Source organism: Streptomyces sp. ASQP_92 (genome assembly GCF_025399895.1).
GTDB lineage: Bacteria > Actinomycetota > Actinomycetes > Streptomycetales > Streptomycetaceae > Streptomyces.
In genome coordinates this window covers 178,952-205,704 of the sequence record NZ_JAODUA010000010.1, presented here as the reverse complement: position 1 = coordinate 205,704, position 26,753 = coordinate 178,952, and the positions used below count along the sequence as shown (strand labels likewise).

25 protein-coding genes and 1 riboswitch are annotated in these 26,753 nt (G+C 70.7%); of the genes, 5 read left to right on the top strand and 20 right to left on the bottom strand.

All coding sequences use genetic code 11. The features are described 5' to 3' along the window. Nucleotides 1-145: 145 nt before the first annotated feature. From ligA to N4G70_RS22075, 4 genes are read right to left on the bottom strand one after another with little or no spacing between them, the layout of a single operon-like run. A complete protein-coding gene (gene ligA, locus N4G70_RS22090) occupies nt 146-2,341 on the bottom strand; it encodes an NAD-dependent DNA ligase LigA (RefSeq protein WP_261714411.1) in 2,196 nt (731 codons plus the stop codon). A 31-nt stretch (nt 2,342-2,372) separates the two neighbouring features. Next, nucleotides 2,373-3,398: a methionine synthase gene (locus tag N4G70_RS22085; protein ID WP_261714410.1), complete on the bottom strand. Its 1,026-nt coding sequence runs from the start codon at nt 3,396-3,398 to the stop codon at nt 2,373-2,375. Between the two features lie 40 nt (nt 3,399-3,438). Then, complete coding sequence (locus tag N4G70_RS22080; RefSeq protein WP_261714409.1) at nt 3,439-4,128, bottom strand: SDR family oxidoreductase; 690 nt, start codon at nt 4,126-4,128, stop codon at nt 3,439-3,441. A 39-nt stretch (nt 4,129-4,167) separates the two neighbouring features. Then, nucleotides 4,168-4,707: a TIGR00730 family Rossman fold protein gene (locus N4G70_RS22075; RefSeq protein WP_261714408.1), complete on the bottom strand. Its 540-nt coding sequence runs from the start codon at nt 4,705-4,707 to the stop codon at nt 4,168-4,170. A gap of 80 nt (nt 4,708-4,787) precedes the next feature. On the opposite strand from N4G70_RS22075, the gene N4G70_RS22070 reads away from it, so the two are divergent. Beyond that, entirely contained in the window at nt 4,788-5,117 is a 330-nt protein-coding gene (locus tag N4G70_RS22070; RefSeq protein WP_261714407.1) for a DUF427 domain-containing protein, read from the top strand. A gap of 10 nt (nt 5,118-5,127) precedes the next feature. Here N4G70_RS22070 and N4G70_RS22065 read toward each other — a convergent pair whose 3' ends face one another. Beyond that, nucleotides 5,128-6,114, bottom strand: a complete 987-nt coding sequence (locus tag N4G70_RS22065; protein WP_261714406.1) for a GlxA family transcriptional regulator — start codon at nt 6,112-6,114, stop codon at nt 5,128-5,130. A 115-nt stretch (nt 6,115-6,229) separates the two neighbouring features. Between N4G70_RS22065 and N4G70_RS22060 the strand changes: the two genes are divergently transcribed. Continuing rightward, nucleotides 6,230-7,177: an NADP-dependent oxidoreductase gene (locus N4G70_RS22060; protein WP_261714405.1), complete on the top strand. Its 948-nt coding sequence runs from the start codon at nt 6,230-6,232 to the stop codon at nt 7,175-7,177. 11 nt (nt 7,178-7,188) lie between these two features. On the opposite strand, the gene mnmA is transcribed toward N4G70_RS22060, so the two are convergent. After that, entirely contained in the window at nt 7,189-8,334 is a 1,146-nt protein-coding gene (mnmA, locus tag N4G70_RS22055) for a tRNA 2-thiouridine(34) synthase MnmA (RefSeq protein WP_261714404.1), read from the bottom strand. Between the two features lie 183 nt (nt 8,335-8,517). Here mnmA and N4G70_RS22050 point away from each other — a divergent pair, with 183 nt between their 5' ends. Next, nucleotides 8,518-9,126: an N-acetylmuramoyl-L-alanine amidase gene (locus tag N4G70_RS22050; protein WP_261714403.1), complete on the top strand. Its 609-nt coding sequence runs from the start codon at nt 8,518-8,520 to the stop codon at nt 9,124-9,126. A 111-nt stretch (nt 9,127-9,237) separates the two neighbouring features. Here the strand turns inward: N4G70_RS22050 and N4G70_RS22045 are convergent, their stop codons facing one another. From N4G70_RS22045 to N4G70_RS22035, 3 genes are all read right to left on the bottom strand, one after another. After that, entirely contained in the window at nt 9,238-10,407 is a 1,170-nt protein-coding gene (locus N4G70_RS22045) for a cysteine desulfurase family protein (protein ID WP_261714402.1), read from the bottom strand. Between the two features lie 70 nt (nt 10,408-10,477). Further along, entirely contained in the window at nt 10,478-10,747 is a 270-nt protein-coding gene (locus N4G70_RS22040; protein ID WP_261714401.1) for a DUF4190 domain-containing protein, read from the bottom strand. Nucleotides 10,748-10,749: 2 nt separating this feature from the next. Then, nucleotides 10,750-10,905 carry a hypothetical protein gene (locus N4G70_RS22035; protein ID WP_261714400.1) on the bottom strand — a complete coding sequence of 52 codons (156 nt, stop codon included), beginning with the start codon at nt 10,903-10,905 and terminating at the stop codon, nt 10,750-10,752. 123 nt (nt 10,906-11,028) lie between these two features. Here N4G70_RS22035 and N4G70_RS22030 point away from each other — a divergent pair, with 123 nt between their 5' ends. Next, on the top strand, nt 11,029-11,649 hold the full coding sequence (locus N4G70_RS22030; protein WP_261714399.1) for a TetR family transcriptional regulator: 621 nt from the start codon (nt 11,029-11,031) through the stop codon (nt 11,647-11,649). Nucleotides 11,650-12,458: 809 nt separating this feature from the next. Here the strand turns inward: N4G70_RS22030 and N4G70_RS22025 are convergent. The 11 genes from N4G70_RS22025 to N4G70_RS21975 form a co-directional block, all read right to left on the bottom strand. Next, a complete protein-coding gene (locus N4G70_RS22025; protein WP_261714398.1) occupies nt 12,459-13,328 on the bottom strand; it encodes a thioesterase family protein in 870 nt (289 codons plus the stop codon). A 94-nt stretch (nt 13,329-13,422) separates the two neighbouring features. Beyond that, nucleotides 13,423-14,082 carry a trimeric intracellular cation channel family protein gene (locus N4G70_RS22020; protein ID WP_120721255.1) on the bottom strand — a complete coding sequence of 220 codons (660 nt, stop codon included), beginning with the start codon at nt 14,080-14,082 and terminating at the stop codon, nt 13,423-13,425. Nucleotides 14,083-14,127: 45 nt separating this feature from the next. After that, entirely contained in the window at nt 14,128-15,531 is a 1,404-nt protein-coding gene (locus tag N4G70_RS22015) for a M1 family metallopeptidase (protein ID WP_261714397.1), read from the bottom strand. Nucleotides 15,532-15,628: 97 nt separating this feature from the next. After that, complete coding sequence (locus N4G70_RS22010; RefSeq protein ID WP_399036382.1) at nt 15,629-17,155, bottom strand: dipeptide ABC transporter ATP-binding protein; 1,527 nt, start codon at nt 17,153-17,155, stop codon at nt 15,629-15,631. Further along, nucleotides 17,152-18,249: an ABC transporter ATP-binding protein gene (locus N4G70_RS22005; RefSeq protein ID WP_261714396.1), complete on the bottom strand. Its 1,098-nt coding sequence runs from the start codon at nt 18,247-18,249 to the stop codon at nt 17,152-17,154. Before N4G70_RS22005 ends, N4G70_RS22010 begins: the two co-directional genes overlap by 4 nt. Beyond that, on the bottom strand, nt 18,246-19,244 hold the full coding sequence (locus N4G70_RS22000) for an ABC transporter permease (RefSeq protein WP_261714395.1): 999 nt from the start codon (nt 19,242-19,244) through the stop codon (nt 18,246-18,248). Before N4G70_RS22000 ends, N4G70_RS22005 begins: the two co-directional genes overlap by 4 nt. Before the next feature lie 123 nt (nt 19,245-19,367). After that, complete coding sequence (locus tag N4G70_RS21995; protein ID WP_399036378.1) at nt 19,368-21,140, bottom strand: ABC transporter substrate-binding protein; 1,773 nt, start codon at nt 21,138-21,140, stop codon at nt 19,368-19,370. 80 nt (nt 21,141-21,220) lie between these two features. Next, a complete protein-coding gene (locus N4G70_RS21990; protein ID WP_261714394.1) occupies nt 21,221-22,225 on the bottom strand; it encodes an ABC transporter permease in 1,005 nt (334 codons plus the stop codon). Between the two features lie 387 nt (nt 22,226-22,612). Further along, the gene (locus N4G70_RS21985) at nt 22,613-23,410 is read right to left on the bottom strand and encodes an enhanced serine sensitivity protein SseB C-terminal domain-containing protein (protein ID WP_261714393.1); all 798 of its coding nucleotides are present in this window, start codon (nt 23,408-23,410) and stop codon (nt 22,613-22,615) included. A gap of 171 nt (nt 23,411-23,581) precedes the next feature. Then, entirely contained in the window at nt 23,582-24,355 is a 774-nt protein-coding gene (locus N4G70_RS21980) for an enhanced serine sensitivity protein SseB (RefSeq protein WP_261714392.1), read from the bottom strand. 126 nt (nt 24,356-24,481) lie between these two features. After that, entirely contained in the window at nt 24,482-25,150 is a 669-nt protein-coding gene (locus tag N4G70_RS21975; RefSeq protein ID WP_399036374.1) for an AAA family ATPase, read from the bottom strand. Nucleotides 25,151-25,278: 128 nt separating this feature from the next. Next, nucleotides 25,279-25,375, top strand: a riboswitch (glycine riboswitch). Nucleotides 25,376-25,528: 153 nt separating this feature from the next. Between N4G70_RS21975 and gcvT the strand changes: the two genes are divergently transcribed. Then, the gene (gcvT, locus tag N4G70_RS21970) at nt 25,529-26,653 is read left to right on the top strand and encodes a glycine cleavage system aminomethyltransferase GcvT (RefSeq protein ID WP_261714391.1); all 1,125 of its coding nucleotides are present in this window, start codon (nt 25,529-25,531) and stop codon (nt 26,651-26,653) included. The last annotated feature ends 100 nt before the right edge of the window (nt 26,654-26,753 follow it).

The following is a 26,753-nucleotide window of genomic DNA, read 5'->3' as shown; positions in this document are numbered from 1 at the left end:
AACAGTAGGCCGCGAAGGGCACTGTCGGGCAGCGGTCTACAGCTCTTGCCCGAATGCGACCCAGGCACCCGCATCGGTCTGCTATGCGCCGAACGGGTGACTCCGCGCAGCCTCCAGGCCCCCTGTTACTACCCTTGTTTGAGTCTCATTCCCCCTCTGGGGCGGTGGGCATCGCGGCTTCTCTCGCCGCTTCGGGCCCCTGCTCCAGGAGAACGGCGAAGCCGTCCTCGTCCAGAACCGGAACCTTCAGCTGCATCGCCTTGTCGTACTTGGATCCGGGGCTGTCGCCGACGACGACGAACGACGTCTTCTTGGAGACGGAGCCGGTGACCTTGGCTCCGCGGCTCTGGAGCGCTTCTTTCGCGCCATCTCTGGTGTGCCGCTCAAGAGTTCCGGTCACGACGACGGTGAGCCCCTCCAGCGGGCGGGGCCCCTCGTCCTCGCCGGTGCTCTCGTCCTCCATGCGCACGCCCGCGGCCTTCCACTTGCGCAGGATCTCCTGGTGCCACTCCTCGACGAACCACTGCTTGAGGGAGGCCGCGATGATGGCGCCCACGCCCTCGACCGCGGCGAGTTCCTCCTCGCCGGCCTGCTGGATGCGGTCGATGGAGCGGAATTCGCGGGCCAGCGCCACCGCGGCGACCGGGCCGACGTGGCGGATGGAGAGACCCGTGAGGATGCGGGCGAGCGGGCGCTCCTTGGCGGCCGCGATGTTCTCCAGCATGGAGACGGCGTTCTTGCGCGGTTCGCCGTTCATGTTGGCGAAGACGAGGGCGGTCTTCTCCTCGCCCGTCTTGGGGTCGCGCTTGGGCAGTCCGCTGTCCTGGTCCAGGACGTACGCCCGGATGGGCAGGAGCTGATCCATCGTGAGGTCGAAGAGGTCGCCCTCGTCGCGCAGCGGCGGGGTGGCCGGTTCGAGGGGTTTGGTGAGCGCGGCGGCCGCCACGTACCCGAAGTTCTCGATGTCGAGGCTCTTGCGTCCCGCCAGGTAGAAGAGGCGCTCCCTCAATTGGGCGGGGCAGGACTGTGCGTTGGGGCAGCGCAGGTCGATGTCGCCCTCCTTCATCGGACGCAGACCGGTGCCGCACTCCGGGCACTCGGTGGGCATCTCGAAGGGGTACTCGCTGCCGTCCCGCAGGTCGGCGACGGGGCCGAGGATCTCGGGGATGACGTCCCCGGCCTTGCGCAGCACCACGGTGTCGCCGATGAGGACGCCCTTGGCCTTGACCACCTCCTGGTTGTGGAGGGTGGCGAACTCGACCTCGGAGCCGGCCACGGTGACCGGCTCGACCTGGGCGTAGGGCGTGACCCGGCCGGTGCGGCCCACGCCCACGCGGATGTTGATGAGCTTGGTGTTGACCTCTTCGGGCGCGTACTTCCAGGCGATGGCCCAGCGCGGGGCGCGCGCGGTGGAGCCGAGGCGGCCCTGGAGAGGGATCTCGTCGAGCTTGACGACGACGCCGTCGATCTCGTGCTCCACCACCGAGTGCCGGTTCTCACCCATGTAGGCGATGAACTGCCGTACTTCTTCGAGGGAGTTGACGACCTTGTTGTGCTGGGCGGTCGGCAGGCCCCATTCGCGCAGCAGGTCGTACGCCTGGGAGAGGCGGTCGATGTCGAACCCCTCGCGGGCGCCGATGCCGTGCACCACCATGTGCAGCGGCCGCGTGGCGGTGACCTTGGGGTCCTTCTGGCGCAGCGATCCGGCGGCCGCGTTGCGCGGGTTGGCGAACGGCTTGTCGCCGGCCTCGACCAGGCGGGCGTTGAGGCCCTGGAAGGCCTCCATCGGGAAGTAGACCTCGCCGCGGATCTCGACGAGTGCGGGGATGCGGTCGCCCTTGAGGCGGGTCGGGATGTCCGCGATGGTGCGCACGTTGGGCGTGATGTCCTCGCCGGTGCGGCCGTCGCCGCGGGTGGCGGCGCGGGTCAGCCTGCCGTGTTCGTACGTCAGGTTCACGGCGAGGCCGTCGACCTTCAGCTCGCACAGGTAGTGGTAGGAGCCGGTGCCGACGTCCTTGGCGATGCGCTCGGACCAGGCGGCCAGTTCCTCGTCGTCGAAGGCGTTGTCCAGGGACAGCATCCGCTCGCGGTGCTCGACCGAGGCGAAGTCCGTCTCGTAGGCGCCCGCGACCTTCTGGGTCGGCGAGTCGGGCGTGCGCAGCTCGGGGTGCTCGTCCTCCAGGGCTTCGAGGGAGCGGAGCAGCTTGTCGAAGTCGCCGTCGCTGATGACCGGTTGGTCCCGGACGTAGTACCGGAAGCGGTGCTCCTCGATCTGTTCGGCGAGGAGCGCGTGCTTCTCCCGTGCCTCCGCCGGCACCGCTGCGTTCTGTTCGCCAGCCACCGTCATGTCCTCCCGTTTCCCGTTGTCCCCGTCACTCAGGGTTGTCCGCGAGCGATCTCGCCGCCCGGACGCAGTGGGCGAGCGCGGCCCGGGCGTGGGCCGGGGACGCGCCCGCCATGCCGCAGGTCGGGGTGATCACCACGGACTCGCCCAGAGTCCCCGGATTCAGCCCCAGCCTGCGCCACAGCGTCCTGACTCCCATGACGCTACCGGCCGGGTCTGACAATGGGCCGTCGGTGGGGGGCACCACTCCGGCGAAGAGCTTGACGCCGCTCTCGGCGGCCTCGCCGATCTGCTCGTCGTCACGCTCGGTGAGCAGCGAGAAATCGAACGACACCCCGGCCGCGCCGGCCCGGCGGAGCAGGGCGAACGGGACGTCGGGGGCGCAGGAGTGGACGATCACGGGCCCGTCGTGCACGGCGAACACCTCACGCAGCGCGGACTCCACGACCTGCCGGTCGACGGCCCGGTAGGTGCGGTATCCGCTGGCGGTACGGATCTGCCCGCGCAGGACGGGGGTGAGGGAGGGTTCGTCGAGCTGGAGCACGAGCTGGGCGCCGGGGACGCGGCGGCGTACGTCGGCGAGGTGGTCGCGCAGGCCCTCGGCGAGCGATCCGACGAGGTCGCGGCAGGCGCCGGGGTCGCCGAGCGAGAGCTCGCCGTTCTTGAGTTCCAGGGCGGCGGCCAGCGTCCAGGGCCCGACGGCCTGCACCTTGAGCGGGCCGGTGTACTCCTGGGTGAATTCCTCCAGGGCGTCCAGGTCCTCGCCGAGCCAGGACCTGGCCCGCCGGGTGTCGCGGCCGGGCCGGTCGCCGACCCGCCAGCCGCTGGGCTCCACATGTCCGTACATCTCGACGAGGAGCCCGATGGTGCGGCCGATCATGTCGGCGCCGGGTCCGCGCGCGGGCAGTTCCGCGAGGTGGGGGAAGTCGCCGGCCGCCCCTTCGGCGCCGATCAGCGATCCGGTGACGGTCTTCGCGGTCTCCCGGGCGTCGCCGCCCGGCATCGAACCGACGCCGGTGGCGGGCCCCCAGGGGAAATTGCTCTGTTCACTCACGCCGGAAGCCTACGCAACCGGGCGCACGGACCCGCGCGGGCTACTTGCCGGGGCGCACCGTGAGGTCGTTGACCTCGGCGTCGGCCGGCAGGTCGATGGCCATGACGATGGTGGTGGCCACCGACTCCGGGTCGATGAACTTCGACGGGTCGTACTCCTTGCCCTCCTGCGAGTGCACCTTGGCCTGCATGGGACTCGCGGTGCGGCCCGGGTAGACCGAGGTGACGCGGACGCCGTTGGCGTGCTCCTCGTGACGCAGTGAGTCGGCGAGCGCCTTGAGGCCGTGCTTGGAGGCGGCGTACGCGCCCCATTCGGCGTGCGCGGCGAGCCCGGCGCCGGAGTTCACGAACACCACGTGACCGCGCGAGGCGCGCAGTTGGGGCAGTACGTGGCGGGTGATCTCGGCGGGGGCGATGAGGTTCACGTTGAGCTGCTGGTGCCAGGTCTTGGGGCGCAGGTCGCCGACGGGACCGAGGTCGACGATGCCCGCGATGTGCAGCAGCGAGTCGAGCTGTCCCGGCATCGGTTGCTTGTCGAAGGCCCAGGAGAGGCGGTCGGGGTCACCGAGGTCGCCGACGAGGGTGCGGGCGCCCGGGTAGCGGGCGGCGAACTCCTTGGCGCGTCCGGCGTCGCGCGCGAGCAGGATGAGCTCGTCGCCGCGCTCGTGCAGTCGGCGCGCGACGGCGGCGCCGATGCCGGAGCCGGCGCCGGTGATCAGATGAGTAGCCATACCCGCCATGCTCGCACTCCTTTCGACGCGATCGCCGCACTACTGGATACCGGCGGACTCCTCCAGGTAGGCGAGGGCGGCGACACCGTCCTCGGCGAAGAAGACCAGGTCGGTGAGGGGCACGGGCAGGAAGCCCTCCTCCTCCATGCGGCGGAACTGCTGCTTGAGGCCGTCGTAGAAGCCGGCGGTGTTCAGCAGGACGACGGGCTTGGTGGTCCTGCCGTGCTTCTTCAGCTCCAGGATTTCGGTGGCCTCGTCCAGGGTTCCGGTGCCCCCCACCATGATCACGACGGCGTCCGACTTGGCGAGCAGGAGCGCCTTGCGCTCGGCGAGGTCCTTGGCGATGACCATCTCGTCGGCGTTCTCGCGCGCCTTGGCCGCGAGGAAGTCGACGGAGACCCCGACGAGCCTGCCGCCCGCCTGCTGCACGCCGTCGGCCACGACCTTCATGAGGCCGCTCTCGGAGCCGCCCCACACCAGGGTGTGCCCGCCCTTGCCGACGAGTTCGGCGAACTCCCGGGCCGGGCCCGTGTAGCGCTCGTCGAGATCGGCCGCGGAGAGGAAGACGCAGATATCCATGCGCCCACCCTACGAAAGACGAAGCGGGGCCACGTGGGCCCCGAGGGAAGAAGCGCGGCCCGGCGGGTGCTGCACCTCACATGACGACAGGACATCGCATCACCATCGAGCGGGGCAGCGAGCATGTGCGGGTCGTTCGGGACGGGCGGGTGCTCGCCGAGAGCACGCGTCCGCTGCTGCTGCGCGAGACGGGTCTCCCGGTCCGCTACTACCTGCCGCCCGAGGACGTCCGCACGGACCTCTTGACACCCTCGGACACCCACTCCTATTGCCCGTTCAAGGGCACAGCCTCCTATTGGTCGCTGCCCGAGGCGCCGGACCTCGTCTGGTACTACCCCGACCCGAAGCCGGACGTGGCCGAGATCAGGGACCACCTCTGCTTCTACGACGTGGAGATCGTCGCCGAGTAGGGCGCCCTGTTCAGCTCCGCGCGCCGACCTGGAAGGTGCGCCGGTAGGCGACCGGCGAGACACCCAGGACGGAACGCATGTGCTGGCGCAGCGAGTTGGCGGTTCCGAAGCCCGCCCGGTGGGCCACCAGGTCCACCGGCAGGTCGCTGGACTCCAGGAGCTGGCGGGCGAGTTCCAGGCGCTGGGAGGTGAGCCAGCTGCCCGGGGTCATCCCCGCCTCCTCGCGGAAGCGGCGCGTGAAGGTGCGCAGGCTCATCCGGGCGTGGGTGGCCATCTCGCCCAGCGAGAGCGGCTCCTGGAGGCGTTCCAGGGCCCATGCGCGGGTGGCGGCGGTGCTGGCCAGGGTCGGCTCGGGGACCGGGCGTTCGATGTACTGGGCCTGGCCGCCGTCGCGGTGCGGCGGGACGACGCAGTGCCGGGCGGCCTGGTTTGCGACGGCGCTGCCGTGGTCGCGGCGCACCAGGTGCAGGCACAGGTCGATACCGGCGGCGGCGCCGGCGGAGGTCAGCACGTCGCCGTCGTCGACGAACAGCACGCCCGGGTCCACGTCGATGCGCGGGAAGGTGCGCGCGAAGGCGGTGGCGTCGCACCAGTGGGTGGTGGCGGGCCGCCCGTCGAGCAGGCCGGCCGCGGCCAGCACATAGGACGCCGTGCAGATCGAGACCATGCGCGTGCCGGGCCGGATCAGGTCGAAGGCGCGGGCCAGCGGCTCGGGCAGCGATCCTCCCTCGGCCATGGCGCCGAGGTCGTGGGTGGGCGGGATCACCACGGTGTCGGCGGCGGCGAGCGCCTCGGGGCCATGGTCGACCGTGACCGAGAATCCGGCCTCGGTACGCACCGGGCCCCCGTCGGCGGTGCAGACGGTCACCTCGTAGAGGCGCTCGCCGCCCGGCCCGCGGGCACTGTCGAAGATCCGGGAGGGGATGCCCAGCTCGAAGGAGACCACCCCTTCGAGGGCGAGCACCGCCACCCGGTGGAGTTCCGGTTCTGCGGTCATGGCCAGATTCTGTCACATCATGGCCAAACGGCCAGCACCACGCGGGGCGTCCCTGGCGCAGCCTTGTCTCTGTTGGTGGCTCCCACCAGCGAAAACACCCCGTGAAGGATCAGACATGTCCCAGACCATGCGTGCCATGAGCTCCCCCCGCCTCGGCGGCCCCGAGGTGCTCACCGAGATCCGGACCGAGCGCCCCGAGCCGGGCCCCACCGAGGTGCTGGTGCGTGTGCACGCCGCCGGCGTCAACCCCGCCGACTGGAAGATCCGCGAGCACGGCCCGTTCGGGCGGGAGACCACGCCGCCGATCCTCGGCTTCGACGTGTCCGGCACGGTCGAGGCGGTGGGGCTCGGCGTCACCCTGTACGAGGTCGGCGACGAGGTCTTCGGCATGCCGCTCTTCCCGCACCAGGCGGGCGCGTACGCCGAGTACGTCGCCGCCCCCGCCCGGCACTTCGTCCGCAAGCCCGCCGGGATCGACCACATCCAGGCGGCGGCCCTGCCGCTGGCCTCGCTCACCGCGTACCAGGCGCTCGTCGAGACGGCCCGGCTGACCACCGGGCAGCGGGTGTTGATCCACGCGGCGGCGGGCGGCGTCGGCCACCTCGCGGTGCAGATCGCCAAGGCGCACGGGGCGTACGTCATCGGGACGGCCCGCGCCGGCAAGCACGACTTCCTGCGCGGGCTCGGCGCGGACGAGCTGATCGACTACACGGCAGTGGACTTCACCGAGGCGGTGCGGGACGTCGACGTCGTCCTCGACCCCATCGGCGGCGAGTACGGCGGCCGCTCTCTGAAGGTGCTGCGCCAGGGCGGCACCCTGGTCTCGATCTCGTCCCCGGACGAGGACGCACTGCGCACGGAGGCCGCCGCCCTCGGCGTCCGGGCGGGCTTCACTCTGGTGGAGCCGGACCAGGCGGGCATGCGGGCGATCGCGGCGCTGGTCGAGGAGGGCAGGCTGCGCGTCGAGATCGACTCGGTGTTCGACCTGGCGGACGCCGCCAAGGCGCACGAGTACGGCGAGCGGGGGCGCACGCAGGGCAAGATCGTGCTCCGGGTGGGCTAGCGGCCAGGAGCTCAGACGGTCGCGGCGGCCCGCTCGGTCGTCGCGATCGTCGCCGAGCCCACCACGCGCGTTCCGTCGTACAGGACGATCGCCTGGCCGGGGGCGACACCGCGGACCGGCTCGGCGAAGGTCACATGGAGGACGTCGTCGACCAGCTCCGCCGTCACCTCGGTCTCGCCGCCGTGGGCGCGGAGCTGCGCGGTGTACGTCCCGGGTCCGTCCGGGGCCGTGCCGCACCAGCGGGGCTTGATCGCGCCGAGGGCGGTGACGTCGAGCGCCTCGACGGGGCCGACGGTTACCGTGTTGTTCACCGGCGAGATGTCCAGGACGTAGCGCGGCTTGCCGTCGGCGGCCGGGTGACCGATGCGCAGGCCCTTGCGCTGGCCGATGGTGAAGCCGAAGGCGCCCTCGTGGCTGCCGATCTTCGTGCCGGACTCGTCGACGATGTCGCCCTCGGCCTTGCCCAGGCGGTTCGCGAGGAAGCCCTGGGTGTCGCCGTCGGCGATGAAGCAGATGTCGTGACTGTCGGGCTTCTTGGCGACCGCGAGGCCCCGGCGCTCGGCCTCGGCGCGGATCTCGTCCTTGGTGGTGAGGGTGTCGCCGAGCGGGAACATCGCGTGGGCGAGCTGACGCTCGTCGAGCACGCCGAGGACGTACGACTGGTCCTTGGCCATGTCGCTGGCGCGGTGCAGCTCACGGGTGCCGTCCTCGTTCAGGACGACCGTCGCGTAGTGGCCGGTGCACACCGCGTCGAAGCCGAGCGCGAGGGCCTTGTCGAGCAGCGCGGCGAACTTGATCTTCTCGTTGCATCGCAGGCACGGGTTGGGCGTGCGGCCGGCCTCGTACTCGGCGATGAAGTCCTCGACGACGTCCTCGCGGAAGCGTTCCGCCAGGTCCCAGACGTAGAAGGGGATGCCGATGACGTCCGCGGCGCGGCGGGCGTCCCGGGAGTCCTCGATGGTGCAGCAGCCGCGGGCCCCGGTGCGGAAGGACTGCGGGTTCGCGGAGAGCGCCAGGTGCACACCGGTGACGTCGTGTCCCGCCTCGGCGGCCCGGGCGGCGGCGACCGCGGAGTCCACCCCGCCGGACATGGCGGCGAGGACCCGCAGGGGGCGGGGGGAGGTCATCGGCGAGGGCTGCGGCGAAGTCTGAGTCATAGCACTCGTAAGGGTACGTGGGATCGGGAACCCGGAGCGCGGGAGTATCCGTTGTGGATCTCAGAGGGGTTCGCTCCAGGTCGTCCCGGCCCTCCGGGTACGGGTAGGGCGCGGGCCTCGCGGGGAAAGCGGTACGGGAAACCGCACGGGGAAGTGGTACGGGGAGCGACGGGGGCGGGGCGTATGGCGACCAGCCGCAGGGGGCTGCTGATCGGGGGCGCGGTGGTGACGCTCGGCGCGATCGGCTATCTGAACAGACCGCTGGCGCGGCCGCACAGGCCGCGCAAGGCCGGAGAGCTGGACTACGCGGGAGCGCAGTGGGTCGCGGCCGATCCGGCGAACTGGCGGATGGCGGACCGGCCGGACGACTACGCGGTGGACCGGGTGGTGATCCATGTGGTGCAGGGCGGTTTCACCAGCGCCCTCAAGGCGTTCCAGGACCCGGACCACAAGGCCGCCGCCCATTACGTGGTGCGCAAGGACGGCCACATAGCGCAGACGGTGCGGGAGTTGGACGTGGCGTTCCACTCGGGCAACCGGAAGTACAACGAGCGCAGTGTCGGCATAGAGCACGAGGGCTTCGTGGAGGAGGCCGCGTCCTTCACGGACGCCATGTACGCCTCCTCGGCACGGCTGACCGCGGCGATCTGCGCGCGCTATCGAATATCCGTGGACCGCACACACATCGTGGGCCACGTGGAGGTGCCGGGCACCGATCACACCGACCCCGGCCCGCACTGGAACTGGGCGCGCTACATCTCGCTGGTCGGAGCGGCGGCCGGCCGCGCCTGAGCCGTGCCCCGGCCGGGAGCACGGGATTCGGGGCCGGGGGTTCGGAGCTTGGCGTTCGGGGCTCGGCGTCGGGGTTTGGTACGGGGCGCTTGGGCGAGCGCGTGCCACGGCTCAGACGAGACCCGCCGTGCGCGCCCGCTCGACGGCGGGGCCGATGGCTTCGGCGACCGCGTCGACGTCCGCCTCGGTGGAGGTGTGGCCGAGCGAGAAGCGCAGGGTGCCGCGGGCCAGGTCGGGATCGGTGCCGGTGGCGAGGAGCACATGGCTGGGCTGGGCCACACCGGCGGTACAGGCCGAACCGGTGGAGCAGGCGATGCCCTGCGCGTCGAGCAGCAGCAGGAGGGAGTCGCCTTCGCAGCCGGGGAAGCTGAAGTGTGCGTTGGCGGGCAGGCGGCCGGCCGGGCTCGGGTCGCCGCCGAGGATCGCGTCGGGCACGGCATCGCGCACGGCCTCCACCAGGCGGTCGCGCAGCCCGCCGATGTCCCGCGCGAACGCGCCGCGCCGCTCGGCGGCCAGCCGTCCCGCGACCGCGAACGCGGCGATGGCGGGCACGTCCAGGGTGCCGGAGCGTACGTGCCGCTCCTGGCCGCCACCGTGCAGCACGGGTACGGGGGTGTACTCGCGGCCGAGCAACAGGGCGCCGATGCCGTACGGGCCGCCGATTTTGTGCCCGGAGACGGTCATGGCGGCGAGGCCGGACGCGGCGAAGTCCACCTCGAGCTGGCCGTAGGCCTGGACGGCGTCGGCGTGCAGCGGTACCTCGAACTCCCGCGCCACCGCGGCGAGTTCGGCCACCGGCATGACGGTACCGATCTCGTTGTTGGCCCACATGACGGTGGCCAGGGCGACGTCGTCGGGGTTGCGCCCGATGGCCTCGCGCAGGGCTTCGGCGTGCACCCGGCCGTGGGCGTCCACGGGCAGGTACTCGACGGTGGCGCCCTCGTGCTCGGCGAGCCAGTGGACCGCGTCGAGCACGGCGTGGTGCTCGACCGGGCTGGCCAGGACGCGCACGCGGCGCGGGTCGGCGTCCCGGCGGGCCCAGTACAGGCCCTTGACGGCGAGGTTGTCCGCCTCGGTGCCGCCGGCCGTGAAGACGACCTCGCTGGGGCGGGCGCCGAGCGACTCGGCGAGTTCCTCGCGGGCCTCCTCGGCGGTGCGGCGGGCCCGCCGGCCGGCGGCGTGCAGCGAGGACGCGTTGCCGGTGGCGGTCAGCTGGGCGGTCATCGCCTGGACCGCCTCCGGAAGCATCGGAGTGGTCGCGGCGTGGTCGAGGTAAGCCATGGTGGGCCCGATTCTACGAGCCGTAGCGGGCGGGCCGTGCCGCAGTTCCGGCCAGGACCGGCGCGAGGGCTCAGCCGTTGAGGCCCCACGAGACGGTGTGGTCGGCCATGGCGAGGGCCGCGAGGACCGCGAGGTCGGCCACGCCCAGGCCCAGACCGAGCATCGCCCGGCCGCGCCGCTTGGTGCCGTACAGCAGCGAGAGGGAGGACAGGACGATGGCGATGGGGCCGAGGATGACGTTCATGACGAGCAGCCCGAGCAGGCCGAGGACGAAGGCCGCGACGGCCATCCCGTCGGCGTCACGGTCCCGGGTGCGGCGGCGGATCGTTGCGAGTTCCATGGTCAGCCCTTCCGGTGCGAGAAGCGTTCGCGGGCGGCGAAGACGAGCAGCCAGACGCCGATGACACCGGCGACGGCCAAGGTGACCGGGAGCGGAAGGTGCGCCGCTGAGCCCAGCACGACCCCCAGCAGGAGGAGGGCGGCGACGAGGAAAAGCATGGGATCCCTTTCTGTCGGGTCGGCTCCGTGGGGCCGGCGTCGTCGATGCTTCGGAGTACAACTGTTCACTGACTCATGAGTCTAGTCTTCCCAACTTCGGCGAACACATGTTTACTGAGTGGAATGAGCCACACTCTCGGAATCCGGCAGGCCCAGAAGCAGAAGACGCGCCAGGCCCTCATGGACTCGGCGCTCCAGCTCCTGGAGCACCAGAGCCTGAGCAGCCTCGGGCTCCGGGAGGTCACCCGCGCCGTGGGGGTGGCCCCGGCCGCGTTCTACCGGCACTTCAAGGACACCGCCGACCTGGGGGTCGCCCTGGTCGAGCAGGCGCTCGGCTCGCTCCACGAGACGATCCGGGCGGCGATCGTCACCACCGGGGCGAGCGACGAACGCATCGACCGGGCGGTCGAGTTGATCGCCGCCCATGTCCTCGCCTACCCCTCGCACGTCCGCTTCATCGCCCGCGAACGACATGGCGGGGTCGCGCCGGTCCGGGAGGCGATCGGGGTACAACTGCGGCGCTTCGCGGACGAGGTGGCGGAGGCGCTCGGTGCGGATCCGGAATCGGTGGGGTGGTCGTCGGCGGATCTGCGGATGCTGGGCGGGATGTACGTCGACCACATGGTGATGACGGCGTCCTCGCTGCTGGAGGGCGAGGAGGGGGCGGTGCTCGCGACGGCGCGGGCGCGGTTGCGGCTGGTGACGCTGGGCCGCCGGCACTGGCTTGACCGCCCGGGGTCCTGACGCCGCCTGCGGGCCCTGCGGCCCCCGGTTCGGGTCACCCTGAGGTGCGCCCCCCACAGGGCCTGGCCGGCTCGGCTCCCCGGAACGGACCCACTCCCTGGGCTCCGGCCCCCTCGACTCCCCCACCCACCCCTCCCCGAAACCCTCCGGGGGCGAGAACCCACCCCTGCCCAGACCCGGCCAACCCCCTGGGGGCGCCGCCCCCAGACCCCCGCTCCTCAAACGCCGGAGGGGCTGAATTCGCCTACCTAGCCGGGCAGTTGAGGGCGCGTCGCGGGAGGGCGAGGGTGCGGGAGGTTCTGGCGGGGGGCGCGAAGTCCCGCGGGGGCGCAGGGGAGGAAGTACCCGCGGGGCCTGGGGCGAGCCCCAGGGGCCGCACCCTCCAGTCCCCTGCACGGGCCGGGCGGACGGGCAGGCGGAAACCCCTAGGAGCGCAGGGGACGAAGCCCCCGCAGTCTGGGGCGAGCCCCAGGGGCCGCACCCTCCAATCCCCCGCACGGGCGGGCGGGCACGCGGGAACCCCCAGCGGTGCAGGGAACAAAGTCCCCGCAGGAGTCTGGGGCGAGCCCCAGGAGCCGCACCCACCAACCCCTCGCACGGGCGGGCGGGCACGCGGGAACCCCCAGCGGTGCAGGGAACGAAGCCCCCGCAGGGGCTGGAGCAGAAGCCCCAGAAGCCGCACCCACCAACCCCCCGCACGGGCGGGCGGGTGGGCAAACACCCAGGGGGTCTGGGGCACAGCCCCAGGAGCCGCACCCTCCAGTCCCCCGCACGGGCGGGCGGGTGGGAAAACCCCCACCCCCGACCCCCTACCCCCGCGGCGCCCGGGCCAACTGGCGGGACTGGGCGACCAGGCGGTCCGCCGTGTCCCAGACCTCCGCGTCCTCCTCCAGGAAGCCACCCGCCAGGTTCCGCGTGGTGATGGACACCCGCAGGGGGCCCGGTGCCGGGCGGCAGCGGATGTGGGTGGTCAGTTCGACCGTGGGGGTCCAGCCCTTGAGGCCGAGTTCGAAGGAGGTCGGCGGCAGGGCGTCGACGGTGAGCAGCAGCGAGAACGGGTCGGCGTCGCGTCCGTCCGCGAGCCCGAACCAGGCCCGCATCTCGCCCTTCCCGGACGGCGCGCCCACGGCCCAGCCCAGCGTCGTCGGGTCGAGCTTGAGCATCAGCCGGTCGGTGATGGCGGAACTGCCCGGGATCGGCGGGCGGCTGCCGTCGGGGGCGTCCGTCGCGCCGATGCAGTGCGAGAGCGGCGGAATCGCGGGGGGCGTGGCGGTCGTGCGGATGTCGTCGGTCAGGGCGTCGAGGTCCCCGTAGGAGGCCAGCACCCGGATGCGTTCGACCTCGGCGCCGCTCTCGTCGTACTGGAAGAGCGAGGCCTGCCCGGTCGAAAGGGTGCGGCCGGCGCGTACGACCTGGGTGCGGATGACCGCGGGTCCGGGCACGGACGGCGTGAGGTAGTGCGCGGAGACGGTGAACGGGTCCGGGTGCGGCAGCGCGTCGCCGAGCGCCCGGCCGAGCAGGGCGAGCAGATAGCCCCCGTTGACGGCGTGGATGATGGTCCAGCCCGCCGAGAGCTCCGCGTCATAGACCCCCGCTTCCCGCAGGGTGACCGCGGTGTCGCGGTCGAACTCGCTGTCCCCGATCGTGGCGGGGAGTACCTGTGACGATGCCTGTGCCATGCGCAGCACCGTACACCGATAAATTACTGAGCGGTAGCTTTTTCTGTCGGCCGACCACCCTGCCCTGAACGCTCCCGCCGCTCCCCCTCCGGCCTCACGCCTCCTCCAGCGTCGAGCTGCGCCGGTTCCAGGCACGGGGCGCCCGCCAGTGGTACTTCAGGGCCGCGATGCGCAGCAGGAACGCGGTGACGACGGCGAGCCCGCTGGTCCCCGCGTTCAGCAGGTCGAAGCGGATGAAGAGCACGATCATCGTGGCGCCGACGATCGCCGGCACCGCGTACAGATCGCGGTCCCAGCGCAGCAGCGAGGGGACCTCGTTGGCCAGGACGTCACGCAGTACGCCACCGCCGACCGCCGTCGCGAGACCCAGCGCCGCCGACGAGGTGAGGCCGAGCCCGTAGTCGTACGCCTTGGTCGTGCCCGTGACGCAGAACAGGCCGAGCCCCGCCGCGTCGAAGACGTTCACCGCGGTCTGGGTGCGCTCGACCTCGGGGTGCAGGAAGAAGACCAGCACCGTCGCGAGCAGCGGGGTCACGAAGTACCCGAGGTCGGAGAAGGCGGCCGGCGGGACGGCCCCGATGATGAGGTCGCGGAACAGCCCCCCGCCCAGCGCGGTGACCTCGGCGAGCACCGCGATGCCGAACACGTCGAAGTTCTTGCGCACGGCGAGCAGGGCGCCGGAGATCGCGAAGACGAAGATCCCGACGAGGTCCAGCGCATGCTGGACGGAGGGACTGAACAGTGAGTGGAGCACCCCGCATTTTTACTCATCGCGGGGCGCCCTCCGACACGCGGTGGATCAGAGCGCGGGCTTGCCCGTGTCGTGGATCCACTTCTGGAACAGACCGTCCAGCTGCTTGCCCGAGATCTTCTCGGCGAGCCGGACGAAGTCCTCGGTGTCGGCGTTCTGGTAACGATGGGCCTTGGTCCAGGCGGGAAGCAGCTTGAAGAAGGCCTGGTCACCGATGTGTTCGCGCAGTTCCTGGAGCATCATCGCGCCCCGCCGGTAGACCGCGTCGGCGAACATCGTGTCGCGCTTCGGGTCGGCCACCTCGATCTTCCAGAAGTCGGCGTCGGCCGGGATCGCGTTGTAGGCGGCGAGGAAGGAGTCGTGCGCGCTCCTGGTGCCCCGGTGCTCGGCCCACAGCCACTGGGCGTAGGTCGCGAAGCCCTCGTTGAGCCAGATGTCGTTCCAGTGGTCGACCGAGACGGAGTCGCCGAACCACTGGTGGGCGAGCTCGTGCACGATGGTCGACTCGGAGCGCACGGCCGAGTAGCTGGGCTTGGACTGGGTCTCCAGCGAGAACCCCGCCTGCGGCATGTCGTCGACGACCGCGCCGGTCACCTCGAAGGGATACGGGCCGAAGACCTGGGACCAGTAGTCGGTGGCCTCGGCGGTCACCCCGTACACGTCGACCTTGTTCTGGTTGGCGAGGACCGGGTCGATCGCCACGTAGATGAGGGTGCCGGCGGGCGTGCGGCCCGTCTTCACGTCGAACTTGCCTATGGAGGCGGTGGCCAGGTACGTCGCCATCGGCTTGGACTCACGCCAGTGGAAGTACGAGCGTCCGCCACGGTCGTGGGAGTCCACCAGGCGCCCGTTGGAGACACCGGTGAGGCCCTTGGGCGCGTCGATGCGGATGTCGTACGTCGCCTTGTCGGAGGGGTGGTCGCTGGAGGGGAACCAGGTGGAGGCGGCGTTGGGCTCGCAGGCCACGAAGACGCCGTCCTTGGTCTTCATCCAGCCGTAGTCGGAGCCGAAGACGATGGGTCCGTTCAGCGCCTGGGGCACGCCCCCGTAGACGACGGTGACCTCGAACTCCTCGCCCTTGCGCAGCCGGTGGCGCGGGGTGATGACGATCTCGTCGCCGCTGCGGTTGAAGTCGGCGGGCCTGCCGTTGACCCGTATCGAGTCGACGGTCAGCTTCTGGAGGTCGAGATCGAAGCGGGAGAGGTTCTGGGTGGCCCGGGCCGTCACCGTGGTGCGCCCGTCCAGGCGCCCCGAATCGGGGTTGTAGCTGACCCCGAGGTCGTAATGGAGGGCGTCGAAGCCGCCGTTGCCCATGTCGGGGAAGTAGGGGTCACCGATGCCCGGGGCGCCGGGTGAGGCGGCGGGCGCGGCGGCGATGGTGAACCCGGCGGCCACCGCGGTGGCGAGGGAGAGCCACCGGGAGGTGCGACGTGCCGGACGGGAGAGTGCCATATGAGTCTGCCCTTCGAACGCATGCCGTTGGTACGGACACGCAGACTCTGCACTCTCCCGCTTCGGCATGAACATGACTTTGCCGAACTGTCATGGCCTACTTGTCGGTTGACTCCTGAGCGGGGCCTTCGGAGTCGCTGTCACGCGCCGCGGTCTCGCCCTCGGAGCCCACCGCCTCGGACTTCGCCACCACGGCCGATTCCGGCTTCGCCGCCGATTCAGGCTTCGCCACTGACGTGGCCGCCGCCGACCCCGACTTCGCCGTCGGTTCCGACTTCGCCACCGGCTCCGGCGCTGTCTCCGGTTCCGACTTGGCCACCGGTTCCGACTTCCCCTCGGGCTCGGCCACCGCCACCGGCTCCGACTTCGCCGTCGGTTCCGACTTCGCCTCGGGCTCGGCCACCGCCGCCGGCTCCGGCTTCGCCGCCGTCCCGGCGGCCTCCGGCTCCTCCGGTTCCGCGGTCGTCGGCGCGTCGCCGATCGTCACGACCTCGATGGACTCCCTGGCCTCCGGCAGGACCGCCTCGCCCGGCGCCTGGTCCGGCGCGTTCTCCGGGTGGTGGCAGGCCACCTGCTGGCCCGGCTTCAGCTCGACCAGCACCGGCTCCCGCGTCTTGCAGATCTCGGTCGCCTTCCAGCACCGGGTGTGGAACCGGCAACCGCTCGGCGGCGAGATCGGCGAGGGCACGTCGCCCTTGAGCAGGATCCGCTCGCTCTTCATGCCGCGCCGCCGGGGATCCGGCACCGGCACCGCCGACATCAGCGCCTTGGTGTACGGGTGCATCGGCGCCGCGTACAGCGACTTGCGGTCGGCCAACTCGACGATCTTGCCGAGGTACATGACCGCGATCCGGTCCGACACGTGCCGGATGACCGACAGGTCGTGCGCGATGATCACATAGGTCAGGCCGAGCTCCTGCTGGAGGTCGTCGAGGAGGTTGACCACCTGCGCCTGGATCGACACGTCGAGCGCCGAGACCGGCTCGTCCGCCACGACCAGCTTCGGCTTGAGTGCGAGCGCGCGGGCGATGCCGATGCGCTGGCGCTGGCCGCCGGAGAACTCGTGCGGATAGCGGTTGTAGTGCTCGGGGTTGAGGCCCACCACCTCCAGGAGGCGCTGCACCTCCTTCTTGACCCCGCCCTCGGGCTCGACGCCCTGGAGCTTGAAGGGGGCCGAGATGATGCCGCCCACCGTGTGCCGGGGGTTGAGCGAGGAGTACGGGTCCTGGAAGATCATCTGGACGTCGCGGCGCATCGGCCGCATGCCGCGCACCCCGAGGTGGGTGATGTCGCGCCCCTCGAACTCGACGGTGCCACCGGTCGGTTCGAGAAGGCGGGTGATCAGCCGGCCCATGGTCGACTTGCCGCAGCCGGACTCGCCGACCACGCCGAGCGTCTCGCCGGAGCGCACGTCGAAGTCGAGGCCGTCGACGGCCTTGACCGAGCCCGTCTGCCGCTTCAGCAGGCCGCTGCGGATCGGGAAGTGCTTCTGCAGTCCGCTGACCTTGAGCAGCACCTCACCGGGGGCCGCGTCTTTCCTGGACACGGCCTCGGTCGACACCGCGCCCTTGCTCTGGGCGGGAATCGTCACGTCGTTGTCCGTCACGCCTTTGTCCTCGCTCACAGCTTGGGCGCAATCTCTTCGGTCCAGATACGCTCCCGCTCGTCCGGCGTCATGTGGCAGGCGGCCCAGTGGCCGCTCCCGCCGTCGGTCAGCTCGGGGCGTACGGTCCGGGTGATGTTGTCCTTGGGCACATCGGCGTACGGGCAGCGCGGGTTGAAGGCGCAGCCGGACGGGATGTTGATCAGGGACGGCGGGGAGCCCTTCACCGGGATGAGGCGCTCGGTCTCCTCGCGGTCGATGCGCGGCATCGAGCCGAGCAGGCCCCAGGTGTAGGGGTGGCGGGGCTCGTAGAAGACCTTCTCCGCGGGACCGCGTTCGACACAGCGGCCGCCGTACATGACCAGGATGTCGTCGGCGAGCTCGGCGACGACGCCCAGGTCGTGGGTGATGACGATGACCGCGGAGCCGAACTCCTTCTGGAGGTCCCGGATCAGGTCCAGGATCTGCGCCTGGACGGTGACGTCCAGAGCGGTCGTCGGCTCGTCCGCGATCAGCAGATCGGGGTTGTTGACCAGCGACATCGCGATCATCGCGCGCTGGCGCATACCGCCCGAGAACTCGTGCGGGTAGGAGTCGACGCGCTTGTCGGGCTGGGGGATGCCGACCCGGTCGAGCATCTCGATCGCCCGGGCGCGGGCGACCTTCTTGTCGACGTCGTGGTGGACCCGGTACGCCTCGATGATCTGCTTGCCGATGGTGAAGTACGGGTGCAGCGCGGACAGCGGGTCCTGGAAGATCATCGCCATGTCGCGGCCGCGGAGTTTGCGCACCTCCTCCGGGTCGGCGGAGAGCAACTCCTTGCCGTTCAGCCAGATTTCGCCGGAGATCTGGGCCTTGCGCTTGCCGTACTGGCCGGCCGTGTGCAGGCCCATGATGCCCATCGAGGTGACGGACTTGCCGGAGCCGGACTCGCCCACGATGCCGAGGGTCTTGCCCTTCTCCAGCGAGAAGCTGAGCCCGTCGACCGACTTGACCAGGCCGTCGTCGGTCGGGAAGTGCACCTTCAGGTCGCGTACGTCCAGGAAGGCGTCCGAGGGCCGCTCACCCGCGACCGGCTCGCCGACCGCGGCGCCGGTCTTGTTCAGGTCGGTCATGCGAGCCTCACTCGGGGGTCGATCACGGCGTACAGGAGGTCCACGACGAGGTTCGCGAAGATCACCGCAGCCGAGGTGATCAGCGTGACACCGAGGATCACCGGAAGGTCGCGCTCGCCGATGGCGCGGAGCACCGCCTGGCCGAGGCCGGGGATGCTGTAGGTGGTCTCGGTGAGGATCGCGCCGCCGATGAGGGCGCCGATGTCCATGCCGAGCACCGTGAGGATCGGCGCCATCGTGGAACGCATGGCGTGCTTGCCGATGACGGTGGACTCGCTCAGGCCCTTGGCGCGGGCGGTTCTGACGTAGTCCTCGCCCATCACTTCGAGCATGGTCGCCCGGGTGAGGCGGGCGTACATCGCCGCCTGGAGGAAGGCCAGGGTGATCCAGGGCAGGATCAGGCCGCTGAACCAGCCCCCTGGTGAATCGCTGAACGGCACGTACTGGCCGTCGATCCAGTGCAGTCCGAAGGAGAAGATCGCCAGCGAGAGCAGGCCGGTGAAGTAGATGGGCAGCGAGACGCCCGCCAGGGCCACCGTCATGGCGGTCCGGTCCCACAGGGAACCGCGCTTGAGGGCGGAGACCACGCCGGCCAGGACGCCGAAGACCACCCACAGGATGGCCGCGCCGAGGACCAGCGCCAGGGTGACCGGGAAGCGGTCCTTGAGCACCGGCCAGATCGCCTGCTCGTTCTTGAACGAGTAGCCGAAGCACGGGGCGTCGCAGTGGATCGTCGAGCCGCCGCCGGTGTAGTCGCGGCCGGCCACGATGCCCTTCACGAAGTCGAAGAGCTGCACGAAGATCGGGTCGCCGAGACCCAGTTTGGAGCGGACCGCTTCGAGAGCAGCGGCGTCGGACTGCTTGCCGACGTACATCGTGGCCGGGTCGACGCCCGTCCACTTGGGGATCAGGAAGAAGATGCCGAACGTCACGAGCATGACGATCAGCAGCATCACGATGGCGGCGGCGAACCGCCTGATGAGATATGCGAGCACTGCTCTCGGCCCGGCGGCGGGCCGGGGGCACCGGATTGCGGTACCCCCGACCCGTCACGCGACGGCCTTCACCTGCCCTTCGTGCCTAGCGGCGGGTGCGCCGGCGGAGCGATTGGACGACGGTCACTTCTCGACGCCGAGGGAGGCGTAGTCGTAGAAACCGTTGTTGTTGGTCGTCGTGTAGACGTTGGTGAGCCGGCTGCTGCGCCACTTGACGTTCTTCTCGAAGACGAACGGCAGGTAGACGGCGTGCTCGGACACCTTCTGGTTGATCTGCTTGTAGAGACCGGCGGCCTCTTCGGGGGTGGCCGCCGCGATGGCGTCCTCGAAGAGCTTGTCGATGGCCGGGTCCTTCAGCATCGAGTAGTTGTTGTTGCCGTTCGGCAGGATGAACTTGGAGTTCACCAGCGGGAGCAGGAAGCCCTGGCCGGACGCGAAGTCCGGGCCCCAGCCCATGATGATGATTCCGTAGTTCTTCTTCTTGACGACCTCGGGGTTGCCGATGATGCCGGTCGTCTGCGAACCGTCGTACTGGTCGATGTCGACCTTGATGTTGACCTTGGCGAGCGCGGCCTGCATCGACTGCGCCGTGGCGACCTCGACCTGCTTGTTGTTGCGGACCGCGATGGTGGTCGAGAAGCCCCCGGGCTTGCCGCAGGCGGCGAGCTCTTCCTTGGCCTTCGCGATGTTCGGGGCACCGTCGTTGGAGGTCACGCCGTACGGGTCGAACTTCGGGTCCGAACCGCTGATGATCGGCGGCAGCATGTTGGTGGCGATGTCACCACCGGCCTGCGGGCCGCCGCGGGCGGTCTGGAGCGACTTGTGGTCGGCCGCGTAGATGACGGCCTTGCGGCAGTGCTCGTTGTCGAACGGGGCCACCGTCTGCGGGAAGACCGCGTAACGGATGTAGCCGGTGTCCGGGTTGTCGACGTTGCCCTTGTGCTGCTGGAGCGCCTTGGTGCGGCCGGCCACGCTGAGGCCGGTGCCGTTCAGGTCGACGTCGTAGTCACCGTTGATCAGACGGCTGTCCATGTCGTCGGCGCTGCTGAGCAGCGTCAGGCTGATCTTGTCCGGGAGTGCCTTGCGGACGTCGTCCGTCTTCGGGTCCCAGTTCTCGTTGCGGACGAGCACCATGGACTTGTTCGGGGAGTAGGACTCCCACTTGTACGGGCCGAGCGAGAAGGGCTTCAGGCCGTACTTCGACTGGGTGTCCTTGTCCTGGCGGACCGGGGTGCCCGAGGGCATGGCCAGCATCTGCTGGAAGTCGACGTTGGGCGCCGGCAGCTTGAAGACGATGGTCTTGTCGTCCGGCGTCTCGATCGCCTTCAGGCCCAGCTTGTCCGGGGCGGTGTCCTTGTAGGGACCCTTGTACTCACCGGTGGGGTCGAGGACGTCCTTCAGGTAGACGGGGCCGCCGGAGATGACGTCCTGCGCCCAGATGCGCTCGATGCCGTACTTGACGTCCTTGGAGGTGACGGGCTTGCCGTCCTCCCACTTGACGCCGTCCTTCAGGTGGTACGTGTACGTCTTCTTGTCCGCCGAGACGTCCGCGAGGCCGGTCGCGATGTCCGGGACCAGCGTCTCGCTCTCCTTGCCCGGGGCGGGCTTGTAGGAGATCAGCGTGCGCGTGTAGTAGCGCGCGTAGTCCCACATGAAGCCGTAGTAACCGCGCTGCGGGTCCCAGGAGTCGGCGTCCTGGGTGCCGACGAACTTGAGCTCCCCGCCCTTCTTCGTCGACGCGTTGGCGAGCTTGCTGTTGGCGGCGTTGAAGCCGGGGGCCTTGCTGCCCTTGCTGTCGCTGTCGCCTCCGCCGCAGGCCGCGGTGGAGAGCAGAGCCGCAACGACGATGGCGGCGCCGGCGGCCGTCTTTCGCCTCGATGAACCTTGGGTTGTCACGATCTGGCTTCCTCCGTTGGGGGCGTCTTGTGTGTCACGGCCCGTGCGATGCGCCGGGCCGGAGTCGGTGAAGTCCCGCATCAGCGGGAGCCCTTCGGGTCGAGGGCGTCGCGGACGCCGTCGCCGAAGAGGTTGAACGCCATCACGGTGATGAAGATCGCCACACCCGGGATGATCATGAACATCGGATCGGACTCATAGGTCGCGATCGCCGTCGACAGCATCTGGCCCCAGGAGGAGGTGGGCGGCTTGACGCCCGCGCCCAGGAAGCTGAGCGCCGCCTCGGTGAGGATGTTCGTGGGGATCATCAGCGTCATGTAGACGGTGATCGGCGCGATCAGGTTGGGCAGCAGCTCCTTGAACAGGATGTAGCCGCGTCCCGCGCCCAGGCTGCGCGCCGCCTCGACGTACTCGCGCTCGCGCAGTGAGAGCGTCTGGCCGCGCACGATGCGCCCGACGTACGGCCATCCGAAGAAGCCGATGACGAGGATCATCACGAGCAGCCGCACTCCGGTGCCGCTGAGACCGAAGAGCTGGTTGGGCACCACGGAGATCAACGCGATGATGAAGAGCAGCTGCGGGAAGGAGAGCAGCATGTCCATCACGCGGCTGATGACGGCGTCGAGCCAGCCGCCGAAGTAGCCGGCGATCACGCCGAGGACGGTGCCGACGAGCACCGCGAAGACCGCCGCGAGGAAGCCCACGAGCAGCGAGATCCGCGCGCCGTAGATGATGCGGCTGAACACGTCGCGCCCGTTGACCGGCTCAACTCCCAGCAGGAAGTGCGAGTTGATGCCGCCCCAGCTGCCCACCGGGGTGGAGAGCAGCGGGTCGATCTGGTCCTCGTGGAAGTCCTCCGGCGGATGGCCGAACGCGTCGACGATCAGCGGCGCGAAGATCGCGACGAGGACCAGGAACACGACAACGATGCCACCGGTGAGGGCGAGCTTGTCCTTCTTCAGCCGGTTCCAGGCGATACGTCCCAGCGAACGTCCCTCGACCGTTCTGGTCTCGCCGCTGGGCGTGACACTGATGTCCGCGGTCGGGTCCGCGTCGGCGGGTGTGTCGTGCAATGGTGCCGTCATCGTGGCAAGGACCCCTCTCAACCGGCGGTGACCGGCCCGCACTTGCCGCTGTAGCGGCGCGTTCCCATCAGCAGTGCGAGCGGGGGGCGACACCGGGCAGCGGGTCGGGCTGCTCGCACACGGGCCCGAACGGCCCTGCATGCCGGGAGTCTTCAATGGCCTCGCGATCACCCGCCAGACCTGACGGCGAATGTATGCGTAAACGTGATGCGGAAAGAGGGTTTCCGTTATGCGGACGCGGCTGAACCAGGGGCGGACGTGGGGAAGTTGGGGCACATATGACGCACGGGCCTATTGTGGTCTTCGCCCCATCACAACGGACATTCCCCTTACGTGCGGGGCGCGTTGACGGGGTTCGTCCCGGTTGGTGTGGGTGCGGAGCGGGGCTCAGTAGGTGCCGGGGGCGGCCGGCGGATAGCCGTATCCGGGCCCCCCGGGGGCCTGGCCGCCGTGTGCCTCGCGGTCGTAGAACGGGCGGGCATGCGCTTTCAGCCACATGCCGACGGGGTCGTACTCGTCCGACATCGCGACCGTGGAGACCGCGAGCCCGTCCGGCACGCCCGCGACGGACTGGCGCATCATCGCCCGCACCGCGTCCACCGACTGCGGGGCGGTGGTGTAGAGGTCGAGCCCGATCGCGAGGTACGGCGTGCCGAGCGCGGGCTGCACCCAGGCGCGGCGCAGCGAGCGCACCGCCGGGGTGCGGTGGGCGTGCTGGGCGAGCAGGGCGTAGAACTGCGGGATCTCCACGGTCGGTTCGGAGAGCCTGAGCGGGCCCGCGGGCATCCGGTCCAGGCCCGTCGCGATCCGGCGCAGATCCGTCCAGGGGATGCCGACGCCGCCGCCGTGGGCGTGCGGATTGAGCCAGATCCCGTAGTGGTCCGGGTAGAGGCCCCGGGCGACGTCGAGGGCGGCGGCCACCTCGTGGGCCCGGTTCCAGCCGCTGGCGGCGAGCTCCTGCGCGGAGGTGACACAGGGGGCGTAGGAGACCCCGTCGACCTCCATGTTTCCGTATTGCGCGTCCGGGGAGCCGGGCCTGCCGTGCCACAGCAGCATCCAGAGGCGGCCCGACGCGGGGTCGGCGAGCGCGTGGAGCAGCGCCTCGTACACGTCGTAGCGCCCGGGGGTCACCTGGCGCAGCATGTGCTCGACCTGCCCGGCCGCCGCGGTGCCTGACGCGCTCACCCTGGGTCCCGCCCCTCTTAGTTCCACCGTGCCGACGCCTGCGCCGCCCCGCAGCCCCGGGCACACGCGTGCGGCTGCGGGGTTGCAAGGGTCATGAAACCAGGTTAAGCCGCCGTACAGACACCGCCATGACCCGGCGGGACCTGCCGTGCTCCACCCGGTGGTCGCCGCCTACCGGGTCCGGGCGTAGAAGGGCCGCACCCGCTCGCGCATCCAGGTGGCGACCGGATCCTGGGTCACGTCGAGCAGGACCAGATTGACCGGCCAGTCGACGGGCGCCCGGCCGAGCGCCCGGCCCAGGGCCTCCATGGGAGCGTTGCGCCCGGCTCCGTCCCAGGTCGCGAACTCCACGCCGATGAAGAGGGTCGGCGACTCGCCCTCGATGGAGGCGAGCGCGCGGCGGGCACTGAGGACCACGCCGATCGCCTCGAACTCCTCGGCCGCGACGGCCAGGAAGTCCACCGGGTCCTCCTGCCAGTCCGGCTCGAAGAGGCGTACCCGGGCGCCGGACGCGGGTCCGTCGAGCGCGGTACGCCCGGTACGGCACAGCTCGGCGACGGCGGGCGGGGGCAGGGGCATGCCCACCGCGCCCTCGGGGTTGACCACGATGCCGAGCTGCGGCGGCAGCCCGCGGGCGAACTCGACGGCGGGGGCCACGGCGAACGACATGTGCGAGCCGACACACTGGAGGAACTGCTGCTCGGAGCTGTACACGGGCACGTAGGGGGCGCCGTCGAGCTCCAGGGTGGGCAGGTCGAGGTCGGTGCTCTCCTGGCTGCCGCCGTTGGGCAGCGGCACCCAGACCGCGTTGCGGCCGAGGACCTCTATGAGCCGGGGGCCCGCGTCCGGCTGCCCGAGGGCCGCGGACATGGCCTCCTCCAGCTCGTTGCCCGGCCAGCCTCCGCCGCCGAGCGGGTGCGCGAACGCCTGCTCCGGAAAGTTCATGTGCCGTCCTTCTCCCCCGAACCCGATGCCTGCCGGCCCGCCTCGGCCGTGCCCCTCGACCCTAACGCCGTGGGTGGGGGCCGGGGAAAGGCGCCGGGCACGGACCCGGCGCGCGTCCACGGGCGGCTACTGTCCGAAGCCGATCCGGCGCAGCGCGGAGGCCGCGTCCCGGTCGAGCAGCACCGCGCCGGCGCAGCCGGTCGGCAGCCGTCCCGCCTCCACCTGCGCTATGAGGCGGCGGGCCGCGCCGCGGTGGCGCGCGAAGGCGTACTTCGACACCCAGCGGCCCCGGGTCGCCTGGCCCTCAAGGGCCACGTCGGCCGGCACGTCCAGCACGATCAGGCGCAGCGCGCGTCCCCGGCGCCGGGCGCCGCGGCCCAGCCAGTGCCGCACCCAGGCCTGGGTACCGCAGTCGTGGACGACGAGGCTGTCTCCGGAGCGCAGGGCCCACCAGGTCCGGACGAAGTGGGCGGTGCGGGTGAGCGGGCGATACAGGGCGTAGGGGATGCCGGGCAGTCGGCGCTGCCAGGCGAGCCGGGTGTCCTGGGAGTCGATGCGGCGGTCGGTGACGGCGCGCCGCATCAGCGTCGTCTTGCCGCTGCCGGGCAGGCCCGACACCACCACGACGTCACCCGGGTCGAAGAGGAGCTCCGGCTCGGCCTGCTCCGGGCGCCCGCGCAGATCGCGTACCGCCTCGTTCGCCGTGGACCGCGCGCGCGGCGCCGGCACCCCGCCGCCCGCGCCCCGCGGCGCGGGCACCTTCCCCACCCGACCCCTCTCGTGTCCAACCGTCATGGCACTCCCCCCTGTTCGGATCCCGGACCGCTGCTTGGGAAGTGTAAAGAGCCGGTAATAGGTCACCAGCGATGTGACGCTTCCAGGATGCGTGCAATGATGTGCGCGCCAACTGCATACCGGCCGTTCGAATCCGCGCGGGAGAGTCCTCAGGAGCTGTGCGCTGGGGCGCCGAAGGAGCAAGTTCTCCCTTGAATCTCTCAGGCCCCGTACCGCGCGGACGAGGCAGATCTGAAAAGCGGGCCGTCCCCTGCCGGGCGGTCCCACCCAAGGTGCAAGCCGTGCCGCGCGACGCGCGACGGTGAACCTCTCAGGTTCCGATGACAGATGGGGAGGATGTCGTCGACCGTCATGCCCCGGGACCTTGGAGCACCATCCATGAGCAACGCCCCCCGCCTCACCTCCCTCGATGCCCTGCATCGTTCGCTGGGCGCCACGATGACCGACTTCGCGGGCTGGGACATGCCGCTGCGCTACGGGAGCGAGCGCGACGAGCACAACGCCGTGCGTACCCGTGCCGGGCTCTTCGACCTGTCCCACATGGGCGAGATCACCGTCACGGGCCCCGACGCCATGAAGGCGCTGAACTACGCCCTGGTCGGCAACATCGCCACCATCGGCCCCGGCCGCGCCCGGTACACGATGATCTGCCAGGAGGACGGCGGCATCGTCGACGACCTGATCGTCTACCGTCTGGGCGAGGCCGAGGCCCCCGAATACATGGTGGTCGCCAACGCGGGCAACGCCCAGATCGTGCTCGACGCGATCACCGAGCGCGCGGCCGGCTTCGACGCCGAGGTACGCGACGACCGTGACGCCTACGCCCTGATCGCGGTCCAGGGCCCCGAGTCCCCCGGCATCCTGAAGTCGGTGACCGACGCGGACCTGGACGGCCTGAAGTACTACGCGGGTCTGCCCGGCACCGTCGCGGGCGTGCCCGCGCTGATCGCCCGCACCGGCTACACCGGCGAGGACGGCTTCGAGCTGTTCGTGGCGCCCGAGCACGCCGAGCAACTGTGGCGCGCGTTGACCGAGGCCGGTCAGGACGCGGGCCTGGTGCCGTGCGGCCTGTCCTGCCGCGACACGCTGCGCCTTGAGGCGGGCATGCCGCTGTACGGGCACGAGCTGACGACCGCGCTGACGCCGTTCGACGCGGGGCTCGGCCGGGTCGTGAAGTTCGAGAAGGACGGCGACTTCGTGGGCCGGACGGCTCTGGAGGCCGCCGCCGACAAGGCCGCGGCCCACCCGCCGCGCAAGCTCGTCGGCCTGATCGCCGAGGGCCGCCGGGTGCCGCGCGCCGGGTTCTCCGTGGTGTCCGGTGGCGAGGTCGTGGGCGAGGTCACCTCGGGCGCCCCCTCGCCGACGCTGGGCAAGCCGATCGCCATGGCGTACGTGGACGCCGCGCACGCCGCGCCCGGCACCGCCGGGGTCGGCATCGACATCCGCGGCACGCACGAGGCCTACGAGGTCGTCGCGCTGCCCTTCTACAAGCGCGAGAAGTGACACCCGCCTCCCTTCGGCGTCCCCCTTCTCGTCCCGCGGTCCGAGACACTCTTCGAGACCCCGTCAGCAGCACTCCCCCGCGTACAGGAGAATTCAGGTC